Origin of the sequence: Streptomyces nanshensis, from assembly GCF_001751255.1 — a bacterium.
GTDB classification, from domain to species: domain Bacteria; phylum Actinomycetota; class Actinomycetes; order Streptomycetales; family Streptomycetaceae; genus Streptomyces; species Streptomyces nanshensis_A.
On the sequence record NZ_LJGW01000404.1, the window covers coordinates 1 to 8,190 of the forward strand.

Consider the following 8,190-nt stretch of genomic DNA (forward strand, 5'->3'; position numbering starts at 1 on the left):
CCCGCGCGCGAGGCCACCGCGCCCGCCCGCCGCAGCCGCCCCACCACGGACGTACGGGCCAGCGCCACCGCGAGCGCCGCCGTGCCGACGACGGCGCCCATCCCGGCCGCGTACGCCCCGAACAGCAGCAGCCCTCCGGCAGTCGAGCCGCTGCGGAACGCGGAGACGACGATCGCGAGGAAGGGTGCGATCGTGCAGCCGAGGGAGGCGATCGCGTACGCGCCTCCGAAGAGCGCCATCGACGGCACCGAACGGGTGACGCCGGGAGCCCGGCGCATCCGGGGCAGCAGCGCGGGCAGTTCACGCCCCGCCAGCAGCCACACCCCCGCGGCGCACAGCAGCAGCCCGAACACCACGGTGAACCAGGGCAGTTGCTGCTGCACCTGGCTCGCCACGGGCGCCACGACCAGACCGAAGACACCGAAGACCGCCGCGAAACCCAGCGTCATCGCGGCCGTTGCCGCCAGCGCGCGGCCCACCGCGGCGCCCCGCGACGGCGCACCGTCGCCGAGCACCAGCAGCGAGAGATAGGCGGGCAGCAGCGCGAAGCCGCACGGGTTCACCGCCGCGAGCATGCCCGCGGTCAGCGCCAGGGCGAAGGGCAGGTCGGCCATGGGACGTCCGTCGGCGCCGGGCGGTCAGCCCGCGAGCCCGGCCACCTGCTTGTTGAGCTGGTCGGGAGTCGTCGCCACGCCCTTGGAGACCGTCTTGCCGTCCTTGTCGAGCATGACGTACGAACTCTGCTGCGAGACGCCGAACTTCTTCCAGACGGCGCCCTTCTGGTCGTTCAGATGCGGGAAGTTGCCGACCTTCTGCTCCTTGACGAAGCCGCGGATGGGCGCGGTCTTGTCCAGCCCGGCCACGCCGACGAAGTTGACCTTGCCCTTGTACTTGGCGGCGAGCTTCGCGGTCTGCGCCGCCTGCCCCTGGCACGTACCGCACCACGGCGCCCAGAACCACAGCACCGACGGCTTGTCCGCCAGCGACTCGCCCTTGAAGGTCTTCCCGTCGAGCGTCGTGCTGGCGAACCGCAACTGCGGCGGCGCCCCGCCGTCCGGCGCCTTCTCACCCGGGGCGATCCCCTCGTCGCCGCCCTTGCCCTCGCCGTCCTTGCCGCTCTCGTCCTGGTCCTTGCTTCCGTCCTTGCCCTCGTCCTTGCCGGAACTCTTCTCCGGCGCCGGCTTCTCGTCCGCGGCGCCCTTGCCCGCGGGCTCCGGCTCGTCGTTCATCCCGCAGCCCGCCATGGACAGCGAGCCCGCCACGAGCAGGGCAGTGAGGGCCATACGGGTCCGACCGGCACGCATCATCTGAATCCTCTGGTGGTGAATGGGGCTCGTCACGCTAGGACGAACGGGCGGACGCCAGGAGGTCTTTAGCGGCTGCTGACTAATCCGGGGAGGGGGACGGCGCCCGTTGCGCGCTGCGGTGCGCGGCTGCTCCGGCGGAAGGGCCGCTCAGTCCCGCTCCGTCGGCAAGGCTTCGAGGCGCTCACGGAAGGCCGCCGCCCTCGGGTCGTCGAATGCGGCGACAAGACGCAGCGCGTCGGCCCGGTGCCGCCGGGCCGCCTGCGGATCGTCGTCCCCAAGGGCCGTGGCCAGTCCGTCGAGAGCCAGTGCCTCATGCCATGCGTCATCGAGTTCCCGGTGTGCGGCGGCCGCCCGACGGTGGAAGTGCGCCGCGTCCTCCGGGCGTTGGAGCAGCCGGTACGTCTCGCCCGCGCCGCTCCAGGCCAGCGCCTCACGGCTGCGGTCTCCGAGGCGGCGATGGAGGGTGGCGGAGCGCTGGTAGGAGGTCAGAGCCTCGGAGAGCTGTCCGCCTGCCCGCTGGGCGTCGCCGAGGGCGAGGAGCCAGAAGCCCTCCAGCCGGTGGTCGCGGAGGCTCAATGCGATCTCCAGCGCCTCGGTGGCACTGCTCAGGGCCTCCTCGGTACGGCCTTCCTCCCGTCGCACGTCGCTCAGAAGACGCAGCAGATTGCCCTCGCCGCGCCGGTTGTCCAGGGCCCGGTGGCCGGTGAGCGCCTGCTCGATGGCCACCGCGGCCTCGGACAGGCGGCCGGCCCGGAAGTGCGTGCCCGCAAGATTGGAGCGGGCGGTGGCCAGCCAGTGCGCGGCGTCCAGCTCCTCGAAGGCGGCGATGGCCTCCTCGAAGTGCCGTGCGGCCTCGTCCAGTCGACGTCTGCGCAGACAGGTCAGGCCGATCAGGTTGAGCGAGTGCGCCTCGCCCGTACGGTCGCCCAGGTCGCGCCAGATCCGTAAGGCCTCCCGGTGGCTTTCGAGGCTCTCCGCCAGGCGGTTGACCCGGGTGCAGGCCATGCCGAGGTCCGTGAGCAGCAGCGCCTCCGCGGACCGGTCGCCCAGCCGCCCGGCCGCCTCAAGCCCGGCGCGGCCCACCTCCAGCCACTCGGTGAGCGGCGCGGACGGCGGCTGGGCGTTCCAGAGCACGGCCGCCAACTGCCAGGCCAGGACGTCGTGTTCGGCGGCCGCGCGGGCGGCGCGGAGGACATTGCCGTGGTCCCGCTCGGCCCAGTCCGCGGCCGCGTCGTAGTCGGAGAACGTCAGCGGGGTCACGCCCTCGACGGGCGGCGCGAGAGGCAAGTGGTCCTCCGCCGGGCTCAGATGGCTCTGCGCTGCGTCGGCGGTGTGCAGATACCACTCCAGTACGCGGCGCAGCGCGGCGTCCCGCTCCGCCTGCGGTTCCTCCTGGCGGGCCTGTTCGGTGGCGTACGCGCGCAGCAGGTCGTGGAACTGGTAGCGGTCCGGCGCGGTCTGCTCCAGCAGGTGCGCACCGACCAGGGAGTCCAGCAACTGCCGGGCGACGGTGGGGGACAGCCCGGCGAGGGACGCCGCAGCGTGCAGACCGAACTCGGGGCCGGGATGCAGCCCGAGGAGGCGGAAGAGCCGCGCGGCCCGGGGCGGCAGTGCGCGGTAGGACCATGCGAACACCGTGCGTACGGCCTCGGATTCCTCCTCCCCGGTGCTCAGCGCGTCCCACAGCGCGGACTCGTCGCGGAGCTGGTCGATCAGGTCGTCCAGCCGCAGATGGGGGTTGCTGGTGGCGCGTTCGGCGGCGATGCGCAGCGCGAGCGGCAACCGTGCGCAGAGCCGGGCGAGTTCGGCGAGCTTGTCGGCGTCGTCCTCCGGCCGGTAACCGGTGGTGACGGCGCGGAGCAGTGCGACGGCCTCGGGCTCGGGCAGCGTCCCCAGGGTCAGGCGGCGTGCCCCGTCCCGCACGGCGAGCCCGGACAGACGGTTGCGGCTGGTGACGATGACCAGACAGCCGGCGCTGCCGGGCAGCAGCGGACGTACCTGGCTCACGGCCGCGGCGTTGTCCAGGAACACCAGCGCGCGGCGGTCGGCCAGCAGGGATCTGTAGAGCGCCGCGGCGGCGTCGGGATCGTGGGGGACGGACGGTGAGGGGACGCCGAGCGCGGTCAGAAAACGGTGCAGGGCCTCTTGCGCGTCGACCGGTTCACCCGGGTCGTAGCCCCGCAGATTGACGTAGAGCTGTCCGTCCGGGAAGCGGTCCTTGACCTGATGTGCCCAGCGCAGCGCGAGGGAGGTCTTGCCCGCGCCCGCCGTCCCGGCTATCACGCAGACCGAGACCACCAGCCGGTCGCCGTCCTCGCCGGTCAGCACGGCGTCGAGCTGGTCGAGTTCGGCGGTGCGGTTGACGAACCGGCTCACGTCCGCGGGGAGTTGACGGGGAGTGGGGTGGGCCGCGGGGCGGTCGCCTCTCCCTCCGCCCGCCTCGTGGAAGTGGATGCCTCCGCTGACGTTCCTGGCCTGCACGACGTCACGGGAAGAGCCCGACACCTCGGAGTGCGAGGTGCCGGGACGCTGCTCGGCTCCGCTGGGTTCGCTGATCGTCTGCTCCGTATGTTTCTCAGGCGGGAACGGGCGGGGGAAGGTGCTCCACCCGGCGCGTGAAATAGGACTGGACGTCCTCGCCGGTCTCGTGAAGCCTCCGGAGATACCGTTCCCACTCCTCGACGAGCCGGGGGTCGGTGTAGCGGACGGCGCCGTCGGGCACTCCCGTACCGGTGTAGCGGACCCGGTAGAGGACTTCGCCTCCGAGGACGACCAATTCCGGTAATACGCCCGCGGATTCGGCGGATTCCAGATCCGCCGCGTCCACCACCCGGACCGTCTCGCCGTATTCCGCGCGCAGCCGCAGCGAGTGCAACTGCCATTGGACGTAGGGCGACAACGACTGCTCGACGACGCGGACACGGTGGAAGAAGGAACGGCGGCGTGCGTCTTCCCTGGCCGTGGCGAGTAACGCTTCGCGGTTCTCCTCGAGAAGCCGCAGCGCCGTCTCCCACTCTCCCCGGCGCATCGCGTCCCAACTGGCGCTGCCCTGTTCCTCGAAGTGCTGGCGGCGCTCCAGTTTCCAGGAGTCCCGGTCGCGGATCTCCTCCTCGCGCTCTCGGAATTCCCGCCGGTAGTCCTCCCGTTCGAGGGTTACGCCCTGCCCCGGGGGGAGCGGTGGGGGAGTGAGGTCAGGCATCCGCGACGTCTTCCCCGGCCGCGGTGAACATGTTCCCGGGGACGACCACCAGCCGTTCGTACGGGGCGAGGGTCACTCCGCCGGGGAGGCGGGAGGCGTAGGCGTCCGTGAGGTCGGTGCCGATCACGGCGACGTCGCCGTTGTCCAGGCGCCAGATGTCCGGGCATTCATCTCTGCCGTCCGAATTGCCCAGCTCTTTCGCGGACTTGCCGAGTCGCCGCTCGAATAACGCTGACGGATCGGCCTTCCAACTGCTCATGGCGCCTCCACTCGTCCGGGTCCCTCACGGGCCTCGGGGAGTGTATGCCCACCTCGCGCCCACAACAATGTCGCGCATGGGCTGACCTGCGGTGATTCATGAGAGATCAGTAGGCCGGTGTACGGGTGGGGTGTGTGGGTTGACGGAAATCAGCCGGAATTCGGCTTCGTCGGAATGCGGCGCCGGAGGAGGTGAAGCCGTGGACGGGGAAACGTCCGTCGTGAAACACACGCCTGATTGCGTGGGCGTGTGCCAACCTTCCGTCGCCGCAGGTGCGTTCGCCCGCCAGGGCCGCCGGATCGCGCTCGTACGGCACCGGTCCCGCCCCCGTCCCCCTCACCACTCCGCGAACCCCCCGTCCCCGTGCCGCCAGAGCGGGTTGTGCCAGGCCGTCGTCGAGCCGTCGGCCGCGCGTACCGCCTTCTCGTCGATCTCGACGCCGAGGCCCGGACCCGTCGGACGCAGCAGATCTCCCGCCTCGAAGCGGAAGACGGACCGGTCGGCGACGTAGTCGAGGAGTTCCGCGCCCTTGTTGTAGTGGATGCCGATGGACTGTTCCTGGATGAGGAAGTTCGGTGTGCAGAAGGCGAGTTGGAGCGAGGCGGCGAGTGCCAGCGGGCCCAGGGGGCAGTGCGGGGCGATCGCCACGTCGAAGGTCTCCGCGAGGGAGGCGATGCGGCGGCTCTCCGAGATGCCGCCCGCGTGCGACAGGTCGGGCTGCAGCACGGCGATCCCGGAGCGCAGCGCGGGCAGCACGTCCGTACGGGAGTAGAGGCGCTCGCCCGTGGCCACGGGCAGGCTCGTCGCACCGGTCACGCGCTCCAACAGGTGTGTGTACTCCGGCAGTACGGGCTCCTCGACGAACATCGGCGCGTACGGCTGAAGCACTCCGGCCGCCCGTACCGCGCCCGCGGCCGAGAAGCGGCCGTGCAGATCGACGGCGAAGTCCCGTGCGGAGCCGAGGACTTCGCGTGCCGCCTCTGCCCGCGCCGCCACCTCGTTCAGCTCCGCGACGGTGGGCAGCCGGCTCATCCTGCCCGAGGCGTTCATCTTCACCGCGGTGAACCCGGCCTCGACCTGGGCGGCGACCTGGTCCCGTACGGCCGCCGGCTCGTCGCCCCCCACCCAGCAGTAGGCGCGCGCCCGTTCCCGTACGGGCCCGCCCAGCAGCCGGTGCACGGGGGCGCCGAGGGCCTTCCCCGCGATGTCCCACAGGGCCTGGTCGATGCCCGCGACGGCGCTGGAGAGGATCGGACCGCCGCGGTAGAAGGAGCCCTTCGTCATCACCTGCCACAGATCCTCGATGCGCGAGGGGTCGGCGCCGAGCAGGAACTGGTCCGCCAGTTCGTGCACGGCCGTCCGTACGGTCTCGGCGCGGCCCTCGACGACCGGTTCGCCCCAGCCGACGAGACCGTCGTCGGTCTCGATGCGGCAGAAGAGCCAACGCGGGGGCACGGCGAAGGTTTCGACGCGGGCGATCTTCAAGTGGTGCTCCATACGGTGCGGTTGGGCGGGTGGTGCGGCCTGCGCGTCAGCCCTTGAGGCTGCCCTCGGTCAGGCCCGTCCTCCAGTAGCGCTGGAGGACCAGCATCGCGACGGCCAGCGGGATGACGGACAGGAACGCGCCGCCGACGGTGTACTGGATGAGCTGCGGCACCCGGTCGGCGGCCGTCTGCCAGGTGGTGAGCCCCAGGGTGATGGGGTACTTCCGGTCGTCGGAGAGCATCACCAGCGGCAGGAAGTAGTTGTTCCAGATGCCGACGAACTGGAAGAGGAAGACCGTCACCAGGGCGGGCGACATGATGCGCAGCACGAGCCGGAAGAAGATCCGCCCCTCGCGCGCACCGTCCACGCGGGCCGCCTCCAGCAGCGTGTCGTCGACGGCCGACTCCGCGAAGATGCGGCACAGATAGACGCCGAAGGGGCTGACGAGGCTGGGGATCAGCACCGCCCAGTAGGTGTTCGTCAGTCCGATCTTGTTGAACAGCAGATACAGCGGCAGCGCGAGCGCGGTGTGCGGCAGCAGGACGCCCGCGAGCACCGCCTTGAACGCCGCCTCCCGGCCGCGGAAGCGGTACTTGGCCAGGGCGAAGCCCGCCGCCGCCGCGAGCAGCGTGGCCAGGGCGGCCCCGACGCCCGCGTACAGCAGGGAGTTGAGCGCCCAGCGCAGATAGATGTGGCTGTCGTAGCTGAGGATCTCCCCGATGTTGCGCAACAGTTGAGGCCGGTCGAACCACAGCCCCGTGCTGCCGTACAGCTTCTCCGTGGTCTTCGTCGCGGCGACGACCAGCCAGTACACAGGCAGCAGGAAGTAGCAGGCGGCGGCAGCGAGGGACGCCAGCAGCAGGACGCGCCCCGGACGTGGCACGCGGCGCGGCCAACGCGCTTGCGTGCGCGGTGCGTTGAGGGGTCCGGGCCCGGCGGCGCTCGCGGCGCCCGGGGGTGTGGGAGTGGTCGTCGCGCTCATCGCCGGCTCCTGTCCTTGCGGGTGACGAGGGTGAGGAAGCCGAACGACAGCGCGCACGCGACGAGGGCGAGGATCACGGACTTCGCCGCCGCGAGATAGATGTTGGCGTTGGCGAAGGCGTCGTTGTAGGCGCTGAGGTTGGGCGTGAAGCTGCTGGTCACCGCGGGCGCGAGCACCCTGAGCACGAGCGGCTCCGCGAAGAGCTGCATCGTGCCGATGATGGAGAAGACGCAGGTGAGGATCAGCGCCGGGCGTACCAGCGGGATCTTGATGCGCAGCGCCGTCTGCCAGGGCCCGGCGCCGTCGATCCTCGCCGCCTCGTACAACTCCTGCGGGACGGACTTGAGTTGGGCCACGATGATCAGCATGTTGTAGCCCGCGAACTCCCAGACGACGATGTTCGCGATGGACCACAGCACGTTGTCGTAGCTGAGGAAGTCCGGTGCCGTGCCGCCCAGTACCTCCGTGACGGGGCTGATCCCCGGCACGTACAGAAAGCCCCACAGAATGGTCGCGATGACGCCGGGGATGCCGTACGGGAGGAAGTACGAGGCGCGCAGCAGGCCCGCCCAGCGGCTGGAGACCTGGTCCAGCAGGAGCGCGAGCGTCAGGGCGAGCAGCAGCATCACCGGCACCTGGACGACGCCGAAGAGCAGCACCCGGCCGAAACTGTCGATGAAATCGGCCTGTTGGAGGGCGAGGACGTAGTTCTCCAGGCCCGCGAAGCCGACCGTGGGCTTGCCGAGGCCGAGCGGGCCGTGCCGCTGGACGGTCAGCAGGCTCTGGTAGACGGCGTAGCCGATCGGCAGCACGAAGGCGAAGGCGAACAGCGCCAGGAACGGGCCGAGGAAGAGCCAGGCGGCGCCGTCGGGGCGGGCGGAGCGGCGCGGTGGGGGAGGCGGTGCAGGCGGTGCGGAGGCCGTGTCCGGCGCGGGCCGGTTTCCGTGCGCGGGGCCCC

General features: G+C 71.1%; 8 protein-coding genes. All 8 read right to left on the bottom strand.

Features of this window, described 5'->3' with window-relative positions; translation table 11 throughout:
- Nucleotides 1–614, bottom strand: a 614-nt coding sequence (locus AN218_RS25160; protein WP_070019212.1) for a cytochrome c biogenesis CcdA family protein, incomplete at its 3' end; no start/stop codon positions are given.
- Nucleotides 615–638: 24 nt separating this feature from the next.
- Nucleotides 639–1,307, bottom strand: coding sequence for a redoxin family protein (locus AN218_RS25165; RefSeq protein ID WP_107421569.1), 669 nt, complete (start codon nt 1,305–1,307; stop codon nt 639–641).
- Nucleotides 1,308–1,454: 147 nt separating this feature from the next.
- Nucleotides 1,455–3,788, bottom strand: a complete 2,334-nt coding sequence (locus AN218_RS25170) for an ATP-binding protein (RefSeq protein ID WP_244900690.1) — start codon at nt 3,786–3,788, stop codon at nt 1,455–1,457.
- Between the two features lie 94 nt (nt 3,789–3,882).
- A complete protein-coding gene (locus AN218_RS25175) occupies nt 3,883–4,506 on the bottom strand; it encodes a DUF6879 family protein (RefSeq protein ID WP_070019213.1) in 624 nt (207 codons plus the stop codon).
- Nucleotides 4,499–4,765, bottom strand: coding sequence for a hypothetical protein (locus tag AN218_RS25180; RefSeq protein WP_070019214.1), 267 nt, complete (start codon nt 4,763–4,765; stop codon nt 4,499–4,501). Before AN218_RS25180 ends, AN218_RS25175 begins: the two co-directional genes overlap by 8 nt.
- A 336-nt stretch (nt 4,766–5,101) precedes the next feature.
- Nucleotides 5,102–6,250 (bottom strand): galactonate dehydratase, encoded by a 1,149-nt coding sequence (dgoD, locus tag AN218_RS25185; RefSeq protein ID WP_070019215.1) that lies wholly within the window; start codon nt 6,248–6,250, stop codon nt 5,102–5,104.
- Nucleotides 6,251–6,296: 46 nt separating this feature from the next.
- Nucleotides 6,297–7,232 (bottom strand): carbohydrate ABC transporter permease, encoded by a 936-nt coding sequence (locus tag AN218_RS25190; RefSeq protein ID WP_070019216.1) that lies wholly within the window; start codon nt 7,230–7,232, stop codon nt 6,297–6,299.
- Nucleotides 7,229–8,190, bottom strand: a 962-nt coding sequence (locus AN218_RS25195) for a carbohydrate ABC transporter permease (protein ID WP_244900692.1), incomplete at its 5' end; no start/stop codon positions are given. The genes AN218_RS25190 and AN218_RS25195, both read right to left, overlap by 4 nt.

What these genes read in the sequence shown, in the direction of transcription:
- AN218_RS25180 (WP_070019214.1), bottom strand. Translation starts at nt 4,765, where the DNA reads ATGAGCAGTTGGAAGGCCGATCCGTCAGCGTTATTCGAGCGGCGACTC.
- AN218_RS25190 (WP_070019216.1), bottom strand. Translation starts at nt 7,232, where the DNA reads ATGAGCGCGACGACCACTCCCACACCCCCGGGCGCCGCGAGCGCCGCC.
- AN218_RS25165 (WP_107421569.1), bottom strand. Translation starts at nt 1,307, where the DNA reads ATGATGCGTGCCGGTCGGACCCGTATGGCCCTCACTGCCCTGCTCGTG.
- AN218_RS25175 (WP_070019213.1), bottom strand. Translation starts at nt 4,506, where the DNA reads ATGCCTGACCTCACTCCCCCACCGCTCCCCCCGGGGCAGGGCGTAACC.